20 protein-coding genes are annotated in these 22,338 nt (G+C 72.8%); 6 read left to right on the top strand and 14 right to left on the bottom strand.

The window, feature by feature from the left end; all coding sequences use genetic code 11:
- Positions 1–21: 21 nt before the first annotated feature.
- Positions 22–1,947 (top strand): methyl-accepting chemotaxis protein, encoded by a 1,926-nt coding sequence (locus ACZ5L9_RS18860; protein ID WP_464530867.1) that lies wholly within the window; start codon positions 22–24, stop codon positions 1,945–1,947.
- A 237-nt stretch (positions 1,948–2,184) separates the two neighbouring features.
- Here ACZ5L9_RS18860 and ACZ5L9_RS18855 read toward each other — a convergent pair whose 3' ends face one another.
- The 3 genes from ACZ5L9_RS18855 to ACZ5L9_RS18845 form a co-directional block, all read right to left on the bottom strand.
- The gene (locus ACZ5L9_RS18855) at positions 2,185–3,627 is read right to left on the bottom strand and encodes a lytic transglycosylase domain-containing protein (protein WP_464530862.1); all 1,443 of its coding nucleotides are present in this window, start codon (positions 3,625–3,627) and stop codon (positions 2,185–2,187) included.
- 171 nt (positions 3,628–3,798) lie between these two features.
- On the bottom strand, positions 3,799–5,628 hold the full coding sequence (locus ACZ5L9_RS18850; RefSeq protein WP_464530859.1) for a putative bifunctional diguanylate cyclase/phosphodiesterase: 1,830 nt from the start codon (positions 5,626–5,628) through the stop codon (positions 3,799–3,801).
- Between the two features lie 64 nt (positions 5,629–5,692).
- Complete coding sequence (locus tag ACZ5L9_RS18845; RefSeq protein WP_464530856.1) at positions 5,693–6,583, bottom strand: LysR family transcriptional regulator ArgP; 891 nt, start codon at positions 6,581–6,583, stop codon at positions 5,693–5,695.
- 70 nt (positions 6,584–6,653) lie between these two features.
- Here ACZ5L9_RS18845 and ACZ5L9_RS18840 point away from each other — a divergent pair, with 70 nt between their 5' ends.
- Positions 6,654–7,250, top strand: coding sequence for a LysE/ArgO family amino acid transporter (locus tag ACZ5L9_RS18840; RefSeq protein WP_464530851.1), 597 nt, complete (start codon positions 6,654–6,656; stop codon positions 7,248–7,250).
- Position 7,251: 1 nt separating this feature from the next.
- On the opposite strand, the gene ACZ5L9_RS18835 is transcribed toward ACZ5L9_RS18840, so the two are convergent.
- Entirely contained in the window at positions 7,252–8,055 is an 804-nt protein-coding gene (locus tag ACZ5L9_RS18835; RefSeq protein WP_464530847.1) for a DUF3159 domain-containing protein, read from the bottom strand.
- 97 nt (positions 8,056–8,152) lie between these two features.
- Here ACZ5L9_RS18835 and ACZ5L9_RS18830 point away from each other — a divergent pair, with 97 nt between their 5' ends.
- Complete coding sequence (locus tag ACZ5L9_RS18830; protein WP_464530843.1) at positions 8,153–8,470, top strand: antibiotic biosynthesis monooxygenase family protein; 318 nt, start codon at positions 8,153–8,155, stop codon at positions 8,468–8,470.
- Between the two features lie 16 nt (positions 8,471–8,486).
- On the opposite strand, the gene ACZ5L9_RS18825 is transcribed toward ACZ5L9_RS18830, so the two are convergent.
- The 8 genes from ACZ5L9_RS18825 to ACZ5L9_RS18790 form a co-directional block, all read right to left on the bottom strand.
- A complete protein-coding gene (locus ACZ5L9_RS18825; protein WP_464530840.1) occupies positions 8,487–9,122 on the bottom strand; it encodes a response regulator in 636 nt (211 codons plus the stop codon).
- A complete protein-coding gene (locus ACZ5L9_RS18820; protein WP_464530837.1) occupies positions 9,119–10,276 on the bottom strand; it encodes a sensor histidine kinase in 1,158 nt (385 codons plus the stop codon). Before ACZ5L9_RS18820 ends, ACZ5L9_RS18825 begins: the two co-directional genes overlap by 4 nt.
- A gap of 14 nt (positions 10,277–10,290) precedes the next feature.
- Positions 10,291–10,692 carry a hypothetical protein gene (locus ACZ5L9_RS18815; RefSeq protein ID WP_464530833.1) on the bottom strand — a complete coding sequence of 134 codons (402 nt, stop codon included), beginning with the start codon at positions 10,690–10,692 and terminating at the stop codon, positions 10,291–10,293.
- 147 nt (positions 10,693–10,839) lie between these two features.
- A complete protein-coding gene (locus ACZ5L9_RS18810; protein WP_464530830.1) occupies positions 10,840–11,238 on the bottom strand; it encodes an acyl-CoA thioesterase in 399 nt (132 codons plus the stop codon).
- An 11-nt stretch (positions 11,239–11,249) separates the two neighbouring features.
- Positions 11,250–12,167, bottom strand: a complete 918-nt coding sequence (locus tag ACZ5L9_RS18805; RefSeq protein WP_464530826.1) for a lysophospholipid acyltransferase family protein — start codon at positions 12,165–12,167, stop codon at positions 11,250–11,252.
- Positions 12,167–13,747: an NPN-dependent hydroxyacid isomerase, LarAH14/15/16 family gene (larAH, locus tag ACZ5L9_RS18800; RefSeq protein WP_464530822.1), complete on the bottom strand. Its 1,581-nt coding sequence runs from the start codon at positions 13,745–13,747 to the stop codon at positions 12,167–12,169. Before larAH ends, ACZ5L9_RS18805 begins: the two co-directional genes overlap by 1 nt.
- On the bottom strand, positions 13,744–14,931 hold the full coding sequence (locus ACZ5L9_RS18795) for a zinc-dependent alcohol dehydrogenase (RefSeq protein WP_464530819.1): 1,188 nt from the start codon (positions 14,929–14,931) through the stop codon (positions 13,744–13,746). The genes larAH and ACZ5L9_RS18795 overlap by 4 nt, the downstream gene beginning before the upstream one ends.
- 1 nt (position 14,932) lies before the next feature.
- Positions 14,933–17,245, bottom strand: coding sequence for an HAD-IB family hydrolase (locus ACZ5L9_RS18790; protein ID WP_464530816.1), 2,313 nt, complete (start codon positions 17,243–17,245; stop codon positions 14,933–14,935).
- 101 nt (positions 17,246–17,346) lie between these two features.
- Here ACZ5L9_RS18790 and larB point away from each other — a divergent pair, with 101 nt between their 5' ends.
- Genes larB through larC form a run of 3 tightly spaced genes read left to right on the top strand, consistent with a single transcriptional unit; the run spans position 17,347 to position 20,140 of the window.
- Positions 17,347–18,075: a nickel pincer cofactor biosynthesis protein LarB gene (gene larB, locus ACZ5L9_RS18785; RefSeq protein ID WP_464530812.1), complete on the top strand. Its 729-nt coding sequence runs from the start codon at positions 17,347–17,349 to the stop codon at positions 18,073–18,075.
- On the top strand, positions 18,072–18,899 hold the full coding sequence (larE, locus tag ACZ5L9_RS18780) for an ATP-dependent sacrificial sulfur transferase LarE (RefSeq protein WP_464530807.1): 828 nt from the start codon (positions 18,072–18,074) through the stop codon (positions 18,897–18,899). The genes larB and larE overlap by 4 nt, the downstream gene beginning before the upstream one ends.
- The gene (larC, locus tag ACZ5L9_RS18775) at positions 18,896–20,140 is read left to right on the top strand and encodes a nickel pincer cofactor biosynthesis protein LarC (protein WP_464530804.1); all 1,245 of its coding nucleotides are present in this window, start codon (positions 18,896–18,898) and stop codon (positions 20,138–20,140) included. Before larE ends, larC begins: the two co-directional genes overlap by 4 nt.
- On the opposite strand, the gene ACZ5L9_RS18770 is transcribed toward larC, so the two are convergent.
- Positions 20,141–21,631 carry a DHA2 family efflux MFS transporter permease subunit gene (locus tag ACZ5L9_RS18770; RefSeq protein ID WP_464530801.1) on the bottom strand — a complete coding sequence of 497 codons (1,491 nt, stop codon included), beginning with the start codon at positions 21,629–21,631 and terminating at the stop codon, positions 20,141–20,143.
- 152 nt (positions 21,632–21,783) lie between these two features.
- Entirely contained in the window at positions 21,784–22,314 is a 531-nt protein-coding gene (locus ACZ5L9_RS18765) for a macro domain-containing protein (protein ID WP_464530798.1), read from the bottom strand.
- Between the last annotated feature and the right edge of the window lie 24 nt (positions 22,315–22,338).

The raw sequence follows: 22,338 nt of genomic DNA, 5'->3' as shown, positions 1-22,338 counted from the left end.
GGCCTCGCCGTTAGGTCGGCCGTGACCTCCACCGCGCTGCCGCCGACCGCCTCCACCGTGCCCGTCCCGCGAGGCGAGAGCGACGACGCGGCTCCCGAGGTGGGCCTGCTGGACCTGGACTACAGCGCGTACGACCACTTCCGGCACGCCGTCTACGCGGTCGCGCCCGATTACACGATGCAGCACTTCAACAAGGCCGGGATCGAGCGGATCCGGTTCATGACCGACAACCCGACGCTGACCATCGAGCAGGCTCGTGGCCTCGACATGGAGCGGCTGTACCTCAACCCGGAGCACGGCCGCGACCTGCTCCGCGACGGCAGCCTGCTGCCGTTCTCGGACTCGTACGAGTTCCGCGGCGCCTGGCGCAAGCTGGACCTCGACCCGATCTTCGAGCCGCGCACCGGCCGCTACCTCGGTGCCGTGCTCTCGGTCCACGACATCACCGAGCAGAAGGCGGCCGAGGTCCGCGCGCTGCGTACCGCCCAGAACGCCGAGGCCCTCAGTGCGCTGCTGGCCGCGCTGGCCGAGGTGACGACCGAGGACGAGATGGTCGGTGTCGTCATCGGCAACGTGCTGCAGAGCTTCGGTGTGGACTACGCCGTCGGGCACAAGATCGTCGGGGACGAGGCCCGGTTCTTCGGCGAGTCCGCGGACATCGGCCGTACGTCGGCGCAGGCCGCCGGCACCGTTTTCAAGCGCGGCGACGCGCGCGGCCTGATCGGGCGCGCGTGGGCGACGGAGTCCGTCGCGGAGGCGGCGAACCTCGCCGAGCTCACCGATGACCCGCACCTGGCGGCCGCCGTCGCCGACGGATACGTCGCTGGCTTCGCGCTGCCGCTCGGTCCGCACTCCGGCATCGCCGGTGTGCTGGAGTTCCTCGCCAAGGAGCCGATCGACCTCGACGGCATCCGCGACGCGCTCGAGGACATGATCCGGGCGACGCGCGACGCCTTCACCCGCGCCCACGAGGCGGAGCGTCGGGCGACCGAGGCCGCGGAGAACGCGCGCCGCGTCGAGGTGCTGCTCGACGCCACCCGACGGATGCGGGAGGGCGACCTCACCGTCGCGATCGACGTGACGGGCGACGACAACATCGGCCTGATGGCGGACGCGCTCGGCGAGCTGATCGCCTCGCTGCGCGCCTCGATGGCGCGGATCGGCGAGACCGCCACCGGCCTCCAGTCCGCCTCCGGCGAGCTCAACGGGCTGGCCACCGAGCTCGGCGACGGCGCGTCCACCTCGGCTGCCCGCGCCGAGTCGGCCTCCTCGGCCGCGACCCAGACGTCCGCGGCGATCCAGACGGTCGCGACCGCAGCCGAGGAGATGTCCTCCTCGATCCGCGAGATCGCGCAGAACGCCAGCGCCGCGGCCACCGTTGCCGGCGAGGCGGTCCACGCCGCCACCGGCGCCTCCGACACCGTCGCGGCCCTCGGCGAGGCGAGCACGCAGATCAGCCAGGTGATCAAGCTGATCACCTCGATCGCGCAGCAGACCAACCTCCTCGCGCTCAACGCGACCATCGAGGCCGCCCGGGCCGGCGAGCACGGCAAGGGCTTCGCCGTGGTCGCCAACGAGGTCAAGGAGCTCGCCGGCCAGACAGCACGCGCCACCGAGGAGATCTCGGCGCAGATCAGCGCCATCCAGGGGCGTACGGGCGAGGCGGTCGGTGCCATCGGCCGGATCGCCGAGGTGATCACCCGGATCAGCGACATCCAGACCACCATCGCCTCGGCGGTGGAGGAGCAGACCGCGACGACGAACGAGATCGCCCGCTCGGTCACCGAGGCCGCCCGCGGCGCCGACGGCATCGCCGCCGACGTCAGCGAGGTGGCTGTCACCGCTGCCGCGGCCAGCTCGTCGGCCTCGCGTACGCTCCAGGCGGCCACCGGCCTCGACGGCGCCGCCTCCGAACTCCAGCAGCTGGTCGCCCGCTTCACCCTCTGACGCCGACTCGGCCCTCCGGCACACGCGACTCGGCCCTCGGGCACACGCGAGTCGGCCCTCGGGCACGCGCGAGTCGGCCCTCGGGCACGCGCGACTCGGCCGTTGAGCACGAGGAGCGAGCGGATCGCCGTGCCCAACGGACGAGTCGGTGGTGCTTGGGGGCCGAGTCGGTGGTGCGGGAGGGCCGAGTCGGTGGTGCCTGGGGGCCGAGTCGGTGGTGCGGGAGGGCCGAGTCGGCTACGGCGCGACCGACTCCTGTGCCGTCGGCGAGGGGGTGTCGGTCGGCTCGGTGGTCACGGGGGCAGCGGCGGGGCCGAGGTCGGCGATGGTGTCCGGGAGCGTCGCCAGCAGATCGGGCAGCGCGGCCTGGGCCTGGTCGTTGCCGAGGCCGGCGAGTGCCGTGACACACGCGTCGACGGCGGCCGTGACGGCGTCGTCGCTCGCCGACGGGTAGGTCTTCTCGATCGCCTCGCGGCACACGTCCTCGCGCGTGGTCGCCGGGGTGCCGGACGGCGGGCCCGAGGTCGGAGCGCCCGGCGTCGCCGGGGCCGTCGGGGTGGATCCGGCGGTCGGCTTGGATGTCGGCTTGGCGGGGGTGGAGGGCGCTGCCGGCGCGGGCCCGCCGCTGACGGGCGGCGAGGCGACGGCCGCATGCTGCCCGGCATGCTTGCTCGGGTGGTGCGCCGCCGTGGCGGCGTGGTGCTTCGCCGGATGCGTACGGGTGTGCTGGTGCTTCGGCTTCTTCACCTCGACCGGCTGGGCGTCGACGGCGCTCACCACGCCGCCCGCCCCGGTCACGACGCCGAGCAGACCGGCGGGGACCACGGTGCCCTGCTGGTAGCCGGCGGCCAGTGCGAGGACCGTGTCGGCGTACGTCTCGCTGCGGTTGTAGCGCAGCACCGCGGCGCGTGCGCCCGCGGGCGTGGCGAGGTCGTCGCCGCCCGAGCACAGGTAGACCGCGGCGGCGAGCGAAGCGTCGTTGATGTCCTGAGGGTCGCGCCGACCGTCGCCGTCGCCGTCGACGGCGATCTGCAGCCAGGTCGACGGCAGGATCTGCATCGGGCCCAGCGCCCGGTCGTAGCGGGTGTCGTGGTCGAGTCGGCCACCGTCGGTGTCAGCGATCATCCGGGTGTGGTGGCGGCCGTCGAGGACCGGACCCTCGATCGCCGGCGTGGCCACGCCGGCCGCGTCGAGCACGCTGCCACCGTACGTGCCGTGGCCGGACTCGACCTCGCCGATCGCGGCCAGCAGGGTCCAGTCGAGCCGGCAGGCGGTGTCCGCCTGATCGACGACGGCCGCCGCACGCTGGTAGGCGCCGAGCGCGGTCGTCCCGATCCCGGACACCGCGTCGGTGGCGGTGTCGCCCACGGTCGCCGCCTTCCGGGCGGCGAACAGCGTCGGTGCGGTCGTCACCGCCTGCCCAGGCCGTACGCGCGTCACGCTGGCGCTGTCGATCACGAGCGCGGCCGGGATCGTGGCCCCCGCGATGGGCGTCGCAACCGACGGCGACGGCACGGCCGGCGACGGGGAGGGCGATGGCATGGGGTCGCCGACGGCGCGGAACCCGGCCGGATGGTCCTGGTGCTCGGCTGCGACCACCACGCCGCTGACGCACAGCGCGGTCGGGAGCACGACGAGTGCGCGGGCGAGACGGGTGCTACGGGCGTTGCGATGGGTCATGATGCCTTCGGGAGTCGAGCAGGTCCGGCGGCGCCGGACAGGTGTGCAGGCGGCCATGCTCGGTCGTCGATCGGGTTCTCCGATGGATCTTAGGTGGAATCGAGGTGAACACGCCCGGCCGATCCACGAGGACTACCCACATCTGGTCAGATGACGCTGTGCACGGGGCCGTCACGCCGGCGCTGGGCTCGGCACGGCGGCGGAGCCGGACCACGGCTGGGCGACCAGCACGGCCAGCTCGGCCGCTGATACCGGCGGGCACAGGAAGAACCCCTGGCCCCAGTCGCAGCCGAGCTCGCGCACGATCTCGAGCGTGTCGGCGTCCTCGATGCCCTCGGCCGTCACCGTGAAGTCGTACGCGCGCCCGATGTCCACGATCGCGCGCAGCACCGCCCGGGCGGCCGGGTCGACGGTGAGGCGGCGGATGAGCCCCATGTCGATCTTGATGCCGTTGGCCGGGATCTCCGAGAGCCGTGAGATCGAGGAGTAGCCGGTGCCGAAGTCGTCGATGAGGATCCGGTGCCCGGCCTCGGTCAGCTTCTCGAGCGCGCCGCGGCTGGTCTCGAGGTTCTCCATCAGGGTCGTCTCGGTGACCTCGAAGGTGATCTGCAGCGGGTCCAGTCCCGCCTCGCGGATCCGGGCGATCCGGCGCTCGGCGAAGCCGGGGGTGCTCAGCTCCATCGCCGAGACGTTCACCGAGAACCGGATGGCGGGGGCCGTCGCCGGCCAGGCCCGCGCGTGGGCGATCGCGACCTCCAGCACCTCCTCGCCCAGAGGAACGATCAGTCCGCTCGCCTCGGCCAGCGGGATGAAGCGGTCGGGGCCGATCACGCCGCCGGCCGGCGGATACCAGCGGGCCAGGGTCTCGGCGCGGTTGAACAGACCGGTCTCGAGGTGCAGGCACGGCTGGACGACGAGACCGAGCTCGTGCTGCGCGATCGCCCGGTGCAGGATCGCGACGTCGTCGCCGGTGCGGTGCACGGTCAGGGGATGCTTGGTCCAGCGCGCCGAGCGCGCGCCGCCGGCGCTCTTGGCCGTGTACATCGCCTCGTCGGCGCGGCGCAGCGCCAGGGTGACGTCCTCGTCGTCGGTGAACCCCGCGACGCCGATGCTCGCGGTGACCGGGTGCTCAGGGTCGGGGGACACGTCGTGGGCAGCGCCTGCGATCACGGCGAGCAGCTCGTCGGCGATCGCCATCGCCTCGACGGTACGGCGCTCGGTCAGCAGGACGACGAACTCGTCCCCGCCGATGCGGCCGATCGCGTCGCATGTGCCGAGCCGCTCCTGCAGCGCGTCGGCGATCGCGACCAGGATCGCGTCGCCGATGGCGTGGCCGTACGTGTCGTTGTGGTGCTTGAAGTCGTCGAGGTCGATCATCAGCAGGCAACCCGTCTCGCGGGTCGTGTGCCGGCGGGCGTGCTGCTCGAGGAGCTGCTCGAAGCCGCGCCGGTTGAGCGCCCCGGTCAGCGGGTCGTGCAGGGCGAGCTGGCGCAGCTGGGCCTCCTGGGCCCGCTGCTCGGTGACGTCACGCTCGACGCCGATGTAGTAGCCGGGATGTCCGGGGACGTCACCGGGCAGCCAGCGACCGGAGATCTCCAGGATCCGGGTGGTGTCGTCCTCGCGCCGGTAGCGGTAGTCGACGGTGAAGTCGTCGCGCTGCCCGGCGAGGCCGAGGAGCACGGCCTTGTCCTCCGGATACACCGCGGTGAAGAACTCCTGGGTCGACACCACCAGCTCCGACGGTGACACGTCGTGCAGCCGGGCGATCTCGCGCGAGATCGTGATCCGCCCGGTCGCGAGATCGGCCTCGAACGTGCCGACGTGGGCGGCCTCCTCGGCGATCTCCTGCCGCTTGAGCGCCCGCTCCAGCAACGCTCGCTCGGTGCTCGGCTCGGTGCTCGGATCGGAGGGGGCCGGGATCACCGCAGCCGTCGTCCCGGACGCGCTCAGCCGGTTCGTCTCGACGAGACGTCCGAGCAGCGGGTTCGGCGCGGGATGCAAGGGCTCCTCCGGGTTGCGTGCCCTTCCTATCGGGCGCCTGACGCCGAAGTGAAGTGATTCGCCGTCAGGCGCGGCGCAGGTGCGCCCGCGCCGCCGCGTGGACGGCGTCGCTGAGCCGGGTGAGGGCGGGGGAGTCGAGCCGCCAGCGCTGCCAGAACAGCCGTACGTCGACGTGGCCACGCCCGGGCAGGACGACCAGCGACCCGTCCGTCAGGTGAGGGAGCAGCTGCGGCTCGGGGACGGCCGCCCAGCCGAGCCCGCGTCGGACGGCCTCGACGAAGTCGTGCGACGTCGGCACGTGGTGGACCGTCGTAGGGCGGGTGGCGCCGCGCGCGCTCAGGACGTCGTCCTGGAGGCCGTCCTTCTCGTTGAAGACCACCATCGGCATCTGTGACCACGCCATCGAGCGGGCGTGCTGCCAGCGCTCGGCGAACACCGGGGCGGCGGCCGGGATGTAGCGGAGCACGCCGAGCGGCTCGAGGAGACAGCCCTGGACCGGGACCGGATCGCTGGTGACGGCGGCCAGCGCGTCGCCCGCCCGCAGCAGGCTCGCGGAATACGCCTGATCCTCGACGTGCAGCCGGAGGCTGACGCCCTCCCAGCCGGCCGCAGCGCCGAGCACATCGTGGAACCAGGTCGCCAGCGAGTCGGCGTTGACGGCGATCGGCAGGGCGATGGCGGAGGTGTCGTCGGGCAGGTCGTGGGAGAGCGCCACCGCGGCCTCCGCGTAGAGCAGCTCGGTCTGGCGGGCGAGCCGAAGCAGCGACTCCCCGGCCTCGGTCGGACGGCACGGCGCGGCCCGGCGGACCAGGACCTGGCCGGCGGCGCTCTCCAGGGCGCGGATGCGCTGGCTGACGGCGCTCGGCGTCACGTGCAGGTGGCGGGCGGCCGCCTCGAACGTGCCGTGATCGACGACGGCGACGAGGGCGGCCAGCTGTGCGGGCTGTAGCGTCATGAAGCAACGCTAAGGGATCATCAGATTCCTTCGCTGGCCTTCATCGGGTACGACGCCTACGGTCATCACCGTGCTTCACTCCGCCGCGACCGGTCTGCTGACGGGCCTCTCCCTCATCGTCGCCATCGGCGCCCAGAACGCGTTCGTCCTGCGTCAGGGCCTGACGCGGCGCTTCGTCGTGCCGGTGGTGCTGGTCTGCGCCCTCGCCGACATCGTCCTGATCGCGGCCGGTGTCGCCGGCATCGGTACGGTGATCGAGCAGGCGTCATGGGCGATCACCGTGGTCCGGTGGATCGGCGTCGTCTTCCTGGTCTGGTACGGCCTGCGCTCGCTGCGCAGTGCCCGCCACCCGCAGACCCTGTCCGCGTCGGAGCGCGGCGCCCCGACACGCGAGGCGGCGATCACCACCGCGCTCGCCTTCACCTTCCTCAACCCGCACGTCTACCTCGACACCGTACTGATGCTCGGCTCGATCGCGAACGGCCAGGATCACCGGTGGTGGTTCGCGCTCGGCGCGATGACGGCCAGCGTGGTGTGGTTCTCAGTGATCGGCTTCGGCGCGCGCGCCGGAGAGCGGCTGCTCGCCACGCCGCGCGCCTGGCAGGTCCTCGACGTCCTGATCGGTGTCACCATGCTGGTGATCGCGCTCAAGCTCGCCCTCAGCTGAGTCAGGCGGCCTCGGGCAGCGCGCCCTGCAGGTCCGGGAGGGCCGAGACCAGGTGCGGACGCTCGCCCACGGCGATGCGCAGGCTCGGGATGCGGGCCGTGCGCCACAGCGCCCAGCCGATGCAGCCCCCGATCGAGGCGACGGTGCAGACCAGGCCGACGGCGCTGGTCAGCGCGACGGCACCGGTCGGGGGCAGGGTCAGGGCATACAGGCCGAGGCCCGCGCAGACCAGGTGGACCACGCCCCAGATCGCGGAGAGCTCGGCGAAGACGCTGCGCAGCTCCGGGTGCTGGGGAAGGTCCTCGACGTAGTCGCTGGCGAGCCGCATCATCAGGGGACGCCGGGTGAAGCAGGTGGCGAGCTGGAGCAGGCCCTGAGCGGCGCACAATGCGATCGGCACCACCAGGTAGAGGCTGATCGACCCGAGTGCCAGGCCGACGCCGGTACGGGTCAGGAAGAGCCCGAACGCGAGCCAGCAGGTCGCCGGGACCCGTACGCCGGTGCCCAGCCGCGAGCCGATCCACGCCGCGCGCCAGCCGAAGACCGCGACCAGCCCGAGCATCGGCTGGCCGGCGGCGACGAAGGCGTAGAGCAGCATGCCGGGGACGATCACCACCTCGCCCAGGATGAGCGCGCTGCGGGTCACCAGGGACCTCAGGCAGCCGAGGTGGACGACGGCGGGTGTGGTGATCAAACGGGGCTCCTCCGAGATGTCGGCCGCGAAGCGGTCCTCCCCATGGTGCGTGATCAGGCCAACTGTCCGGGACCGGTGCTCGGTCGACATCGAGTGGTCCGTTCGGGTCATGCCATCGAACAGTAGGGCCATCAGGCTGGCAGATACCTGGATCCTGCCCCGATGGGCGCGGCGGTCGCGACCAGGCCACACCGCATAGGCTCGCCCCATGTCCGTCGTGAAGATCAACGCCATCTCCGTCCCCGAGGGTGCCGGCGCCGAGCTCGAGAAGCGCTTCGCCGCACGCGCCGGAACCGTCGACAAGTCCCCGGGCTTCCTCGGCTTCCAGCTGCTGCGCCCGACCGCCGGCGACACCCGCTACTTCGTCGTCACGCACTGGGACACCGAGGAGTCCTTCGCCGCCTGGCGCGACGGGGACGCCCGCGCGGCGCACGCGACCCCGGAGGGCGAGGCGCCCAAGCGGCCCGTCTCCACCGGCGCCGACCTGCTGGAGTTCGAGGTCGTGCTGGACGTCAAGCCGGCCTGACACGCTGCCCCGGCCGTCAGTCGAGGTGCAGCCCCGCCTCACGGGCCAACACGATGGCCCGCGGCCGATCGGCGACCGCGAGCTTGGCGAAGATGCGGCTGACGTAGTTCTGCACGCTCTTGGTGGTGAGGTGGAGGTGGCGCGCGATCTCGCCGTTGCCGTCGCCCCGGGCCATCAGCCGCAGGATCGTGCGCTCGCGCTCGGTGAGCTCGGGGAACGGCGGTGCCTGCTCGCGATCGCGCAGCAGCTCGGCGAGGTGGGCGGCGAGCTCGTGGCCGAGGTAGGCGTCGCCGCGTGCGACGGTCGTGACCGCGCGGAGGAAGTCGTCGCCGTCGGCGTCCTTGAGGACGTAGCCGCGCGCGCCGAGCAGCAGCGCCTCCCGTACGGCCGCGCTGTCCGCCCGCATCGTCACGACCAGGACGGCGGGGACCGGAGGATCCCGCAGGATCTCCGGAAGGGCGTCGAGCCCGCCGCCGCCCGGCATCTGCAGGTCGAGCAGGACGAGGTCCGGCCGCAGCGCCCGGGTCGCCTCGATCGCGGCGGGACCGCTGTCGGCCTCGCCGACCACGTCGACCTCGGGCACCGTGGCGAGCAGCGCCTGCACGCCCCGCCGGAACAGGGCGTGGTCGTCGACCAGCAGCACCCGCGTCACGCCGGCTCCCGCAGCTCGGCGACGACCGTCGTGCCACGGCCCGGTGCCGCGTGGAGGGTGAGGCTGCCTCCGACCTCATCGGCCCGCTCCCGCATGGCGGTGAGGCCGACGCCGGGTACGACATCCCCGGCGATGCCGATCCCGTCGTCGGCCACGGTGAGCCGGACGACCCCACCGGTCCGCTCGATCGTGACGGTGACCTCGCTCGCCCGGGCGTGCCGGACCGTGTTGCGCACGGCCTCGGTCGCGATCCGGAACAGGGCCACCTCGACGGCTGCCGGCAGGTCCGCGACCTCGACCGTGATCCGCATGCGCGGCTCCTCGATGCCCGCGAGCTGGTGCGTGAGGGCGCCGGCGATCCCGAGCTCGTCGAGGAGCGGCGGACGCAGGTCGTAGACCAGCCGGCGCAGGTCGGCGGAGGTGCCGGCGATGTCGGCGAGCAGCCCGTCGATGCTCGCGCGCATCGGGTCGCGCTCGCCGAGGCCGCGCTGGAGCGCCTTGAGCTGCAGGTGGATCGAGGCGAGCGAGGGCGCCAGGCCGTCGTGCAGATCGCGCCGGATCCGCAGTCGCTCCTCCTCCCGCGCCGCGACGAGCTGGTTGCGGGACTCCAGGACGCGCGCTGCGGCGCGCTCGGCCACGATCCGCAGCGCCAGCTGGCGGGCCAGCTCCTCGAGCACCTGCCGATCGGCCTTGGTGATGCCGCGCCCCGGGCTCCGCTCGGCGGTGCGGATGAGGCCGAGCCGCTGGTCGTCGTAGGCGATCGGGATCTCGACGACCGACCTGCCGGGCAGCCGTACGCCGACCGACTCGGCGCCATCGAGGTCGACCTCCACCCAGTCCAGGTGGGCCGCCCGCGCGATGGCGGAGGCGAGCGTCGGTGTCCCCGGGACGGTCGGGGCGGCGATCGCCCGGATCGCCGCGTACGGCTCGTGGTGCTGGGAGGCGAGCTCGTGGACGCCCTCGTCGAGCCAGTGCCGGATCGGCCGCGCGGCCACGGCCACGACGAGCAGCCCGATCGCGTTCTGCCAGGTCGCCGCGAGCGGCTCGCCCGCGGCGCCCAGCAGAGCGCCGACGGTGACGTAGGCGGTCGTGAGCGCAGCGAGGGTGAGGGCGAGCGCGACGTACGAGGGCCAGCGGGCGGCCCTCGTCGTCACGTGCCCGGCCGTCGTCACGGCTGGGTGGGGAGGTGGTCGCGGCGCAGGATGAGGAAGATGACGAGCACCGCGGCGACGACGCTCAGGATGGCGAGCGAGCGGAGCGTGAGGTCGGAGGCGGTCACGCCGAGCAGGGACGTCAGCCCGTCGAACCCGCGGACGCCGATCGTGAGGAACGAGCCCCAGCGCTGGCCCTGCCAGATGCCGAAGCTGCCGACCAGCCCGAGGACGCCCAGGACCACGCCGAGGACCAGCGCGGCGAACGGCGGCTGGTCGTCGCGGGCGGCGACGCCGTCGGCACCGAGCGAGAGCGGTGCGATTGAGACGGCCAGCCCGACCAGGCTGATCATCGCGTTGATGACCGCTGCTGCGGCCTTGGATGTCGAGAGTGAGCGGGGGATGGAGGGAAGGGACATGGCGAACTCCTGGACTCGGGAGGCCGGCCGGCCTCGATGGCTCGAGTCTGGTTTCGTCACCTTCCCACGCACGAGGGAGCGACGTCATCACTCACGTGGGAGATCTGGGGCCTCCCACGGAACGCGGCGACCGCGGCTGGGGCGACGTCAGTCGAGGAGCCCGGCCAGCGCCGCGCGCTGCTCGTCGGTGAAGGCCGCCGACGCGGTACGGCCGGGCCCGATCCGGACGAGCACGGCCTTCGCGGAGCCGGTGTCGTCCCCGTCCTGGGCGATCGTCGTGACGAGAGTGAGCGAGCTGTTGCCGATCCGCTCGACGCCGGTCCGCACCTCGAGGGAGGTACGGAACATCTCACGGCGGAAGTCGGCGTCGACGTGGGCGACAGCGAAGCTCTGGATGCCGAGATCCTCCCGCCCGGTCTCCTGAAGGAGCAGGCGCCACCCCTCCGAGACGACCTCCAGCACGTCGTAGAACGGCAGGTGCGCGCCGGGCTGCGCCGAGGCCGGGCCACGGCCCGGGCGCTCGGTCATGTCGAAGGTGTCCAGCACGCGTGCCGTCCTCATCTCCAGGCGCGGACGCGGTCGGGGTCGACGTCCGGGGACTGAGTCGAGGCCCACACCCGGCGCCACTGTGCGACGGGCGGACCGGCGGGGTCCGGGGTCTCGCCGTTCTCGGCCCGGCGCAGAGAGGAGTACCAGTCGGTCCGGTCCTCGTCGAGCACCTGGGCCAGGGCACGCTGGACGCGCGGCGCGAACTCCCGGACGGACTCGCCCTCGGTCGGGACGATCGGATCGCCGAACCGCACCGTGAGCTGCGGTCGCCCGCGCCGCGGCCAGGACGCGCCCTTCGGCATCGCCGCGAAGGTGCCGCGATGGACCACGGGCACCACCGGCACGCCGTGCTCCACGGCGAGGAAGGCGGCGCCCATCCGGAAGCTGCGCATCCAGCCGTCGGTCGAGCGGGTGCCCTCGGGGTAGATCAGCAGGCTCCAGCCGTCGGCCAGCACCTCGCCGGGCGTCGCCGACATCGTCCCGCCGCGACGATCGATCGGCATGGTGTTGAAGACCAGCGATGAGCCGACCGCGCGCCACCAGGTGTCGAAGAAGTAGTCGGCCGCGGCCGCCACGGCGGTGCGCCGTCGCCAGGAGTCGGGCAGGGAGAGCAGGATCAACGGGGTGTCGAGGTGGGAGGCGTGGTTGGCGGCGAAGATCACCGGCCCCTGGATCCGGTCGAGTCCGCCGGCGCCCTCGGCGCGGACCCGGACCTGCGAGCGGAAGAGCGGGGTCAGCCCGACCTTCTGGACGGCCTCGCGTGCGAGCATCGCGGCGGGCGTACGGGACCAGTCGTTGGGATACACGTTCTGCGACGGCGCCGGCACGAACGGCTCCGCCGAGCGCGGCACCTGGGGCCGCCGACCCCAGCGCCAGCCGTCCTTCATCTGCCGCACGTCGCGGGCGGTGTCCCGCAGGAAGCCCATCAGCGCACGTCCGCGAGCAGGTGGGGCGGGTTGTGGAGGTAGGTGATCGAGGGCGAGGTGCCCACGGTCGCGGAGGCCATCTCGAGCGCATCCTGGAGGGTCGAGGCCGCCCGGTGTCCCATCCGGCCGGCGGCACGGCGATCGCCCCCGACCCAGATCACGTCGCCGAGGTGGTCGAGCGCGTGCGCCGTCCAGTACCACATGTAGAACGGGTGGACGCCGTGGTAGGCGTGCGAGGTGCGGTACAGGTGGATGTACCAGGGGTCGGTCGCGAACTGCTCCTCGAACTTCGGCCCGATCACGTGCGGGTCCGTCGAGGTGGCGAGCACCTCCTCGAAGAAGTCGACGTACGAGGGGTGGTGCAGCGTGTTGAAGCCCTCGTCGAGCGGGTGGTAGAGGATCGCCACGCCGCCCTCGCGCACCACCGGCTGACGCAGGTAGGAGTTGAAGTAGTACCCCAGCCCCATGCACGCGGCCAGGATCGGGTTCATCGAGCTCGACACGTTGTAGGGGCCGAGGTAGGGCACGCCGAAGATGACGATGTCGCTCTGGCCCTCGATCTTCACCCGCTGCTGCTGGTGGACCTTCTGCACGGTGAGCTCGTGCACCGGCTCCACCGAGCCGGCCTGGATGCCGGTCAGCCCGTAGTTGCCGCGCAGGTCGTGGAAGAGCTTGTGCCGTAGCCGCTGCGGGGCCAGCGCCAGCCCACGACGCATGGCCAGCGCCGAGGCCTGGTCCTTGATCGACCATTCCCACTCACGCTTCATCAGGAAGTCGTACGGCTTGGGGAAGACGTCGTTGTTCAGCGTCGTCTCGATCTGGAAGACCTTGACGTTCTCGCCGATCAGCCGGCCCATCCGCCACGCCGAGGAGTGCATCTCGGAGTGCTTGTGGTCCATGAAGGAGCGGCTGTGCACCATCGTCTTGGCGTTGTGGTGGTGCTTGATCGACTTGTACGACGCCAGCCCGATCCCGACGGACTTGTGGCCGCCGTCCATCGCGACGAGATTGACGTTGACGTAGATCAGCAGGTCGGAGGTGGCCGCCCGCTTGTTGATCTCGACGTCCTCGCCCTTCTCCGTCAGGCCGACGTGGAGCAGGTTGTCGCGGTCCTCGGCGTCGTGGTTGTAGAGCTTGCCCTGCGGGTAGAAGCTGCGGAAGACACGCTCGCCGACGACATGACGCAGCTCGTCGGCGGTCATCCGCCGGTGCAGGGCCAGGGCGGCGACGATCTCGACGTCGTCGACCCCCTTCTCGGCCGCCATGGTGAGCACCTGCTCGAGGATCCGGCCCCGGATGTCGGGCGCCTTCATCGACGGCAGCGGCAGCGAGAGATCGTCGATCGCGATCGTCAGCCGCATGCCGGGGAAGAGCAGCTCGGGCAGCGGCTTCTCGTCGACGGGGTTCAGCAGGGCGTCGCGGATCGCGCCCTCGACATCGTCGATCGCGGGCAGCGACTCGGGCGGGTAGATCACCCGCGAGCCCTGCGGGAGCTCCTCGAGCCGGAACCCGAGGCCCTCCTGGATCACCATCGGCGGGGTCCGGTCATCGACCTCCAGGACGAATCCGGGGCGGCTCATACGCTTCTCCTCGGGTCGAAGGCCACCTTGACGGTGCCCAGGCGGCCGGCGGAGTGCGCATGATCGAGCGCCTCGCGCCAGCGGTGCAGCGGATAGGGGGCCACGGTCTTCGAGAGCCGGGCCACGGCGTCGTGGCCCACCAGCTCGAGCGCGCGGGTGAAGGTGTCGTCGCGGTGCGCGGAGGCGTAGGTGCCGACCAGCTCGAGCTCACGGAACCACGCGGCGGAGAGGTCGGCCTTGCCGGGCATCCCGGACAGGACCACCCGGCCGCCGGCGCGGGTGGCGTGCAGGCAGGTCTCCAGCGAGCCGGAGCTGCCGACGGCGTCGAGGGCGACGTCGACCCCGCCGAGCAGGTACGGCGAGCCGAACTCCGGCTCCAGCTGGAACGCCCCCGTGCTCCGGCGCACCCGCCGCAGCACCTCCTTGGGCCGGACGACCTCGGTCGCACCGAACTCGCGGGCGAGCTCCTCCTGGTGGCCGTGCTTGGCCACGACCAGGATCTCGCCGGCGCCGGTCAGCTCGCGCAGGGCGAGCGTGGCCAGCAGGCCGACCGCGCCCGCACCCGAGACCAGGACCCGGTCACCGGGACGGATCCCGGCCCGGGCGGCGGTGTGGATCGCGCAGGCGACCGGCTCGACGAGCAGGGCCTGCTCGTCGCTGAGCCCCTCGGGCACCGGGTGCAGCTGGGAGCGGTGGGCGACGAGCTGCTCGCTCCAGCCGCCGCCGGTGTCGTGGCAGAAGCCGGTCTGCAGGCCGGGGGAGACGTCGCCGACGGTGATCCGCGAGCAGCGGTTGCTCTCCCCGCGGGAGCAGGCCTCGCACGGCTCGACGCCACGCGCGGCGCAGCCCAGCACCGGGTCGATCACGACCCGGGTGCCTGCGGGCAGATCCTCGCAGTCGTCGATCAGCTCCGCGACGACCTCGTGACCGGGTACGAACGGCAGCGAGACCAGGGCGCTGAAGTAGAGCGACGTCGCGCCCGACAGCATGCCGAGGTCCGAGCCGCAGATACCCGACATCCGCACCCGAAGCCGGGCCCAGCCCGGCCGCGCGACGCGGGGCGGGTCGAGCGTCACCAGGCGCAGCGGCGCCGCGACGCCGGTGAGCAGCAGGGGGATCCGACCGCCGGCGACCTTGCCGAGCGCCGTCTTGGGCAGGCTGCGGACCATCTCCAGAGCCAACATCTCAGCGCACCCCCGGGATCCGCGCGGTGGCCGCGGACGACGACCAGTCGACGATCGACCAGTGCGCCCTGGTGGCGTACCGGTAGAGCGACACGTCGGGACGGACGGCCACCGGTCGGCCGACGGCCGCCAGCAGCGGCAGGTCGGAGTGGGAGTCTGCGTAGGCGAAGGAGGCGGCCAGGTCGAGGCCGTGCTCGCGGGCATAGGCCCGGGCGAACGCGGCGCGTGCCTCCCCGACCAGCGGCGAGGAGGAGAGACGACCCGTGCACACGCCCGCCCGGTCGACGGCCAGGTCGGCCGCCTCGATGTGGTCGAAGAGCGGGGCGAGCGGCCTGGTCAACGGGCGGATCGCCCCGGTGACCAGGACGGTCCGGTGCCCGGCCGCCCGGTGCTCGCGGATGCGCCTGACCGCGTCGGGGGAGAGCCGGGAGAGCACGTGCTGGGTCAGGTCCCCGTCGGCGATCGCCTCGAGATCGGCGAGTCGTGCCCCCGCGTACTGCTCGTAGACCGAGCGCAAGAAGCCGCCGCGCTCGCGGCGGTCGGCCTGCACCCAGCGGGGGAGCCTCGCGACCACCCGGGAGAGCTCGCCCAGGCGGCCGCCTGCCGGCAGCTCGCCGAGCCGCATCCACAGGTAGGTCTCGATCACGTTGGAGGACAGCAGGGTGCCGTCCATGTCGAAGAACGCGGCCACCCCCGGCTCGGCGGCCGCGTCGCCCGACGGCCGCTCGATCGTCCGGAGCCGGCTGCTCGAGGCGGGCTTGCGGCGCGAGCGGAGTGCGTCGAGGTCGCGGATGGGCTGGGTGACGGCCGGGATGTGGGTGTCGTACAGGTAGTGCTTCCAGTCGATCGTCGCGGTGTCGAACGCGAAGGTCGCGCGGTCCTCCGGCCCGAGCGAGTCGTGGAGCGCCTTCATCCGGTCGTCGACGAAGCGCAGATCGGCCTGGGCGTACTCCTCGTAGAGCGAGAGGTAGCGCCGCAGGAACCGCAGCCGGTGCCCCTGGGAGTCGATGGTGCGGGCCATCGCCCGGGTGCGCTCGCTGCGCGGCACCCGCGTGATCAGCCAGTCGGCCGCCCGCTGCGCCCGCTCGCCGGTCAGCAGCATCCGCTCGACCACGGCCGGCCCCGGGAAGAGCCGCTCGGGCAGCCGGGCCGCGCCCCGCTCGCCGTTGGTGAACGGCTCCTTCTCGAAGTAGGCGCGCACGAGGTCCACCAGCTCGCCGAAGCTGAGCGGGTTGCGGTGTCCGGAGGCGAGATGGAAGTAGGCCGGCTCGCCCGGCTCGGGCGGGTAGGCCAGCGCCGCCACGATCGAGCTGACGACCTGATCGACCGGGACGATGTCGACCGTCGTGTCCGGGTTGCCGGGGAAGACCGGCAGCTCGCCGCGGCCGTACGCCAGGATGAGTGGCTCGGCCATCTTGAAGCCCTCGATCCAGCCGGGGCGCGGGCGCTCGAGGGCCGATTCGATGATGCTCGGGCGGTAGATGGTCACCCGGTGCCCGGCGGAGGCGTACGCCTCCACGACGCGCTCGCCGAGCGCCTTGGTGAAGGTGTAGCAGTCGGTCCAGCCGAGGCTGCGGGCGCGCTCGGTCCCGACCCGGACCAGCTCGTGACGGACCCACCGCTTGCGCTCCTCCTCGGCGGAGGCGGCAGCGGTCACCAGGCCGGCCCGGCCGTGCTCGCGCTCGGCCTTCTTGCGCAGGTCGACGAGGACGTCGGCCTGCCGGGAGCGTGCCTCGATCTCGGTGCGCTGCCCGAGGCCCCAGGCGAGCTCGGCGTCCAGATCGACGTCGTGCTCGACGGGTCCCTCGGGGATGTGGCCGCGCCGGCGTCCGGAGACGTAGGCGGTGGACACGTGCAGGTAGTGCGCTGCGGGGCTGGCCTCCTCGACCCTGGCCAGCAGAGCACGCACTCCGACCACGTTGGTCCGGAAGGCGTCGTCCACGGCCGGGTCGAAGGAGACGTCGCCGGCGCAGTGCACGACGGCGTCGAGGTCGCGGGGGAGGGCGGGAGGATCGGCCAGGTCACCCTCGACGACGGCGAGGCGACGCGCCATCAGCGCGTCGACGCCTCCGGCGGCCTCGACCGCGTCGGCGAAGATGGGCTTGGCCAGCAGTTTGGCGATCCGGGCCTGCCCGGACGTCGAGCCCTTCGAGCGCACCAGCGCCGAGACCCGGACGTCGGGGACCTCGGTGAGCAGCAGGTGCAGCAGCGCCTCGCCGACGAAACCGGTCACTCCGGTGAGGAGCAGGTGCTGCCCCGCCAGACTCGCCCGGACGGGCGGCCGCGCCTCCTGGCAGGCCGGGTCAGAGGTCATGGTGACGAACCTTCCATATGCGGGGATCCGAAGTCGACACTATGTCCGGATAGGGGAAGGAGGGGAGGGTGGGGCTGGTGCGCTGTGCAAGGATCGGCGACGTGACAGACCTCCGTGTGGACCACCACCGCGAGCAGCGCACCGGCGTCGCAGAGGCCGTCTATGCCCCGGGGAAGTCACCCCAGCAGTGTGCCACCGCGGTCTCCGAGCTGCTCGCCGGCCCCGGGACCGGCCCCGTGCTGCTGACCCGGGCCTCCGCCGAGCAGGCCGCCGCCGCCATCGCGGCCAGCCCCGGCGCGACGAGCACCGACACGATGAGCACCGACACGATGAGCAGCGACACGGCCGGTGCGGACACATCCACAGGGCTCCAGACGCTGGTGTGGCGCCGGCAGCCGCCCCGTCCCGGCAAGGCGCTGGTCCTGACCGCCGGCACCAGCGACCTCCCCGTCGCCCACGAGGCGGCGGCGGTGCTGGAGGCGTACGGCGTCGGCACCCGGCTCGTCGCCGACGTCGGCGTCGCCGGACTGCACCGGATCCTCGCCCAGCAGGAGGCGCTGGCGGCCGCCGACGTCGTCCTCGTGGTCGCCGGCATGGAGGGCGCACTCGCGAGCGTGGCGGCCGGACTCACCCGTGCCCCGGTGATCGGCGTGCCCACCAGCACCGGCTACGGCGCCGGGCTGGAGGGCGTCACGGCGCTGCTCTCGATGCTCGCCTCCTGCAGCCCGGGGATCACGGTGGTCGGCATCGACAACGGCTTCGGCGCCGCATGTGCCGCGGTGCGCTTCCTCAACGGACGCGCGTCCGACGAACGCGAGCAGGACCGATGACCGTATTGGACGAGACGCTGCAGGAGAAGGCCGCAGCACTGGAGGCCGGGCTCGGCGAGCTCGGCTCGGTGCTGGTCGCCTTCTCCGGGGGCGCCGACTCCGCGCTCGTGCTCGCCGCGGCTGTCCGTGCCCTCGGCGCCTCCCGCGTTGCCGCCGCCACCGCCATCAGCGCCTCCCTGCCGGCCAGCGAGCTCGACGGCGCCCGGGCGTTCGCCGCGGGCCTCGGGGTCGTGCTCCACACGCCGCGCACCGACGAGATGGCGCGACCGGGATACGCCGAGAACGGGCGCGACCGGTGCTTCCACTGCAAGGCCGAGCTGCTCTCGGTGCTCGGCCCGCTCGCTGTCGAGCTGGGGCTGGCCGCTGTCGCGACCGGCACCAACGCCGACGACGTACGCGATCGCTTCCGGCCCGGCATCCGCGCCGCACGCGACGCCGGTGCCGTCACGCCGCTCGCGGACGCGGGCCTGACGAAGGACGAGGTCCGTGCGCTGTCCCGCTCGTGGGGGCTGGTCACGGCCGACAAGCCGGCAGCGGCCTGCCTGGCCAGCCGGGTCGCCTACGGACTCGAGATCACCCCGCTGCGGCTGGGCCGCGTCGAGCGGGCGGAACGGGACCTGCGGGCCGCGCTGTCCGGTGCCGGGCTGGCCGTGCGCGACCTCCGGGTCCGCGACCTCGGCGACCGCGCGCGCGTCGAGGTGGACCACGACCTGGTCGGCGAGCTGTCCGGCCGCCCGGAGGTGCTGGCCGCGGTGACGGGGTTCACGACGGTCGAGCTCGACGATCGCGGCTTCCGCTCCGGCTCGATGAACGAGTCCCGGTGACCCGGCGCGTCGGCTGGCTCGACGCGAGCAGCGGCGTCAGCGGCGACATGCTGCTCGGCGCGTGCCTCGACGCGGGCGTCCCGATCGAGGTCCTGCAGGAGACCATCGACGCGCTCAGGCTGCCGGAGACGGTCGTGCTCTCCGCCGAGCAGGTGACCCGCGCCGGGATCGGCGGCACCCGGGTCCGCGTCGAGGTCGCGGAGTCGCACCACCACCGCCGCCTGGGCGACATCCTCGCGCTGCTGGAGCGACTCGACGCGCCCGTACGGGAGCGAGCGGGTGACGTCTTCCGTACGCTCGCCGTCGCCGAGGCCGCCGTGCACCGGGTCTCGCCCGACGAGGTGGGCTTCCACGAGGTCGGCGCGCTCGACAGCATCGCCGACGTCGTCGGAGCGGTGGCGGGTCTGCACTGGCTGGGCGTGGAGCGGCTGGTGTGCGGTCCGATCGCGCTCGGCGGAGGGCGGGTGCGGGCCGCCCACGGCTCCCTCCCGGTGCCCGTACCAGCGGTCCTGGAGCTGCTGCGCTCGGCCGGTGCGCCCTCGCACGGCGGCCCGATCGAGCGTGAGCTGGCCACCCCGACCGGCGTCGCCGTGGTCGTCACGCTCGCCGACGGCTTCGGCGCGATGCCGCCGATCGTGCCGGAGCTCACCGGGGCGGGGGCCGGCTCGGCTGATCCCGAGGGCCATCCCAACCTGCTGCGGCTCGTCATCGGCCCAGCCCCGTCTGACGCCGCCCCGACCGAAGCCGCCCCGACCGACGCCGGCGACTCGCTGCCCGAGGCGGAGCCGGCCTGCGTGCTGGAGGCCAACGTCGACGACCTCGATCCGCGGCTGTGGCCGGGCGTGCTCGGCGCGCTGCTCGCGGCCGGCGCCGACGACGCCTGGCTGACACCGATCGTGATGAAGAAGGGCCGCCCGGCGCACACCGTCTCGGTGCTCGCGCCGCCGTCCCTGACGGCGACCCTGGCCCGGGTGCTGCTGACCCACACCAGCACCATCGGACTGCGCCGTCGCTCCGTCGACAAGCTGCCGTTGCCGCGCGAGACCGCCGAGGTCGACGTCCTCGGCTCCCGGGTGCGGGTCAAGCTGGCCCGGCTGGACGGCGCGGTCGTCAGCGCCACCCCGGAGTACGACGACGTCGCCCGGGTGGCGACGGCGACCGGGCGGCCGGAGAAGGCCGTCCTGGCCGCCGCCATCCACGCCGCGCACGCGCTGTGGGGCGCAACCCCCGATCGGGCCTGATCAGAGGATCGCGACCGGCGGCGCCTCGTCGTCCTCGCCGTGGGCAGGCACGACCGCCTCCTGGCGGCGCGGCAGCAGCAGCGAGACCAGCAGCGCCACCACGATCACGCCCCAGGCGACCCAGTACGTGTCGGCGAACGCGCCGGCCGCGTCGGCCGGGCCCTTGGCGCCCGACAGGTGGTTGGTGAGGACCACCGACATCGTCGCGACGCCGACCGAGCTGGCGATCTGCTGGTTGATGTTGAGGAGCGTGGAGCCACGGGCGATCTCGTGGGGGCGCAGGGTCCGCAGCGCGGTGGTCATGATCGGCATCATCGTCGCGCCCATGCCCCAGCCCATCACCACGAGGACGGCGATGATCACCCCGTACGACGTGGTGTCGGTGATCTGGGTGAGCCCGAACATGCCGACGAGGATCAGGAGCAGGCCGACCGGCACGATCCGCCCGATCGGGACCCGATCGGAGAGCCGCCCGGCGATCGGCATCGTCATCATCGCGCCCAGCCCCTGCGGCGCGACCAGCAGGCCGGCGTGGAGCGTGGACTCGCCGCGGATCTCCTGGAAGTACGTCGGCACCAGCAGCAGACCGCCGAAGAACGCCCCGGCGAACAGGAACATCGTGCCCAGCGAGACGGCCAGGTTGCGGTTGGCGAGCAGCCGCAGGTCCAGCAGGGGATGGCGGGGACGGAACGACCACCACACGAAGGTCCCCATCAGCGCGAGCCCGACCAGGCCGGGCAGCCACACGTGGGCGTCGCCGAGGTCACCACCGTGGCTGGGCAGGGAGGAGACGCCGTACAGGAACAGCGCCAGGCCCGGGGACATCAGGGCCATGCCGACGAAGTCGAAGGATTCGGAAGGCTCGGGGGCGTCCTTGTCCAGGACGACGTACGCGTAGATCAGCGCCGCCACCCCGAGCGGCACGTTGATCAGGAAGATCCAGTGCCAGCTGGCCACCTGGATCAGCCAGCCGCCGAGGATCGGGCCCATGATCGGGCCGAGCAGCATCGGCACGCCGAGGATCGCCATCAGCCGGCCCATCCGGTGGGGTCCGGCCGCGTGGGTCAGGATCGTCATGCCGAGCGGCATCAGCATGCCGCCGCCGAGTCCCTGCACGACTCGGAACGCGATCAGCATGTTGATGCTGGAGGCGGCGGCGCACAGCGCGGAGCCGGCGGAGAAGAGCAGGATCGCCGTCATGTAGAGGCGCTTGGTGCCGAACCGATCCGCGGCCCAGCCCGTGAGCGGGATGACGGTGGCGAGGGCGAGGGTGTAGCCGGTGACCGTCCAGGCGACGTGGGAGTAGGCGAGCACCTGGCCGTCGTCGGCGAAGACGTGCTGGAACGTGGGGAGCGCGACGTTCACGACCGTGATGTCGAGGATCGACATGATGGCGCCGAGCACGACCACGCCGGCCACCTTCAGGACGGCCGCGTCGATGTGATCGGGATAGCTCGTCCGCGCACCGGGCTGAGGTGTGGAGGATGCCATGGGAGATCCCTTCGGATTGTCCTGAGGATGGCGGGGCCGGGTGCCGGGGCGATGCCGAAGGAACCCGGTGGTGGAGCTCATCGACGGGGCACCTGACGCGCCCCATTCTCACGCAACCAGTGGCGTGGGTCACATGTTCCCCGTGAGTACCATCAGCCCGACCTTTTAACGATCGCCCCGCGCGCGACCCTCGCGATGGCTAGGGCGATGGCGCTGTAGGTGGGGTGGTCGTACGCCACCATCCGGGCCTCCGCGACCCCTGTCGCCGCCGACGAGAGCGCCGCGACGGCGGTTGCGACGGCGTCGTCCTTCGGCCAGCCGTAGACGCCGGCGCTGACGAGAGGAAGGGCGATGCTCGCCGCGTCCAGCTCGTCGGCGACCTCCAGCGCCCGGGCGTAGCAGGACGTCAGCAGCGACCGATCACGCTCGCCGGCGGTGAAGTCGGGTCCGACGACGTGGATGACCCAGCGTGCGGGCAGGAGGCCGGCGGTCGTCCAGCCCGCGTCCCCGGTCGCGAGCCCGTCGGGGAAGCGCCGTATGCAGTCCTCGAGGATCGCGGGACCGCCCGCGCGGTGGATCGCCCCGTCGACGCCGCCACCGCCGCGCATCGCGCGGCTGGCCGCGTTGACGACGGCGTCCACCTGCTGCGTCGTGATGTCGCCCTCGACCACGGTGATGCGCACCCCGGTCACCCTAGCCCGCCACGG

It is taken from the genome of Nocardioides sp. JCM 18998, assembly GCF_055391535.1.
This window is presented reverse-complemented; position numbering and strand designations above follow the sequence as displayed.

What these genes read in the sequence shown, in the direction of transcription:
- ACZ5L9_RS18855 (WP_464530862.1), bottom strand. Translation starts at nt 3,627, where the DNA reads ATGACCCATCGCAACGCCCGTAGCACCCGTCTCGCCCGCGCACTCGTC.
- ACZ5L9_RS18845 (WP_464530856.1), bottom strand. Translation starts at nt 6,583, where the DNA reads ATGACGCTACAGCCCGCACAGCTGGCCGCCCTCGTCGCCGTCGTCGAT.
- ACZ5L9_RS18835 (WP_464530847.1), bottom strand. Translation starts at nt 8,055, where the DNA reads ATGACCCGAACGGACCACTCGATGTCGACCGAGCACCGGTCCCGGACA.
- ACZ5L9_RS18830 (WP_464530843.1), top strand. Translation starts at nt 8,153, where the DNA reads ATGTCCGTCGTGAAGATCAACGCCATCTCCGTCCCCGAGGGTGCCGGC.
- ACZ5L9_RS18815 (WP_464530833.1), bottom strand. Translation starts at nt 10,692, where the DNA reads ATGTCCCTTCCCTCCATCCCCCGCTCACTCTCGACATCCAAGGCCGCA.
- ACZ5L9_RS18805 (WP_464530826.1), bottom strand. Translation starts at nt 12,167, where the DNA reads ATGGGCTTCCTGCGGGACACCGCCCGCGACGTGCGGCAGATGAAGGAC.
- larAH (WP_464530822.1), bottom strand. Translation starts at nt 13,747, where the DNA reads ATGAGCCGCCCCGGATTCGTCCTGGAGGTCGATGACCGGACCCCGCCG.
- ACZ5L9_RS18795 (WP_464530819.1), bottom strand. Translation starts at nt 14,931, where the DNA reads ATGTTGGCTCTGGAGATGGTCCGCAGCCTGCCCAAGACGGCGCTCGGC.
- ACZ5L9_RS18790 (WP_464530816.1), bottom strand. Translation starts at nt 17,245, where the DNA reads ATGACCTCTGACCCGGCCTGCCAGGAGGCGCGGCCGCCCGTCCGGGCG.
- larE (WP_464530807.1), top strand. Translation starts at nt 18,072, where the DNA reads ATGACCGTATTGGACGAGACGCTGCAGGAGAAGGCCGCAGCACTGGAG.
- ACZ5L9_RS18770 (WP_464530801.1), bottom strand. Translation starts at nt 21,631, where the DNA reads ATGGCATCCTCCACACCTCAGCCCGGTGCGCGGACGAGCTATCCCGAT.